The organism is Streptomyces endocoffeicus (assembly GCF_016741935.1).
In the GTDB taxonomy this organism is placed as follows: Bacteria; Actinomycetota; Actinomycetes; order Streptomycetales; family Streptomycetaceae; genus Streptomyces; species Streptomyces endocoffeicus.
Genome location: NZ_JAERRG010000199.1, coordinates 1 through 614, shown reverse-complemented (window position 1 = coordinate 614; position 614 = coordinate 1). Strand labels below are relative to the sequence as shown.

Genomic DNA, 614 nt, shown 5'->3' with positions numbered 1-614 from the left:
ACTGATACCAAAGAACGACGCGTCGAAGCCGGCGACGTCGTCCAGGAAGCCGCCGTGCACGGTGTAGGTCTTCCCGGCGGTGTCGGGGTCCGGATCGAAGAGGCTGTCGATGTCCCAGCCGCGGTCGGTGGGGAAGTCGGTGATGGCGTCGGTGCCGGACTCGACCAGGCGCCACAGGTCCTCCGGCGACGACACCTTGCCGGGCAGGCGGCACGCCATGCCGACGATCGCCAGCGGCTCATCCGAAACCGTGGCCGTCCGTACGGTGGCGTGCCTCTGCGGCGCCACTCCCAGGAGCAGTTCGCCGAGCCGCCCGGCCAGCACCGTCGGAGTCGGATAGTCGAACACCAACGTGGCAGGCAACCGCAGACCCGTAGCCTTGGCCAGACTGTTCCGCAACTCAACCGCGATCAGCGAATCCACACCCAGATCCCTGAACGCGGTCGTTGCGGCGATCGCGTCGGTGTTGGGGTGGCCGAGCATCATGGCGGCGCTGTCGCGCACGATTTTCAGGAGTGCTTCTGGTGACAGTCCTTGGATCGGCTGGCTCTTTCGTGCTGTTTTGGGATACAGCGAGCGCAGCAGGGCGGGCGGGTCCGTGTCGGGGACCGGGT

Annotated in this window: 1 protein-coding gene; it reads right to left on the bottom strand. The window is 66.9% G+C overall.

Annotated features, from left to right (window positions below; translation table 11 throughout):
- Window positions 1–614: acyl carrier protein (locus tag JK364_RS54570; protein WP_201858905.1), on the bottom strand; the 614-nt coding region annotated here is incomplete at both ends.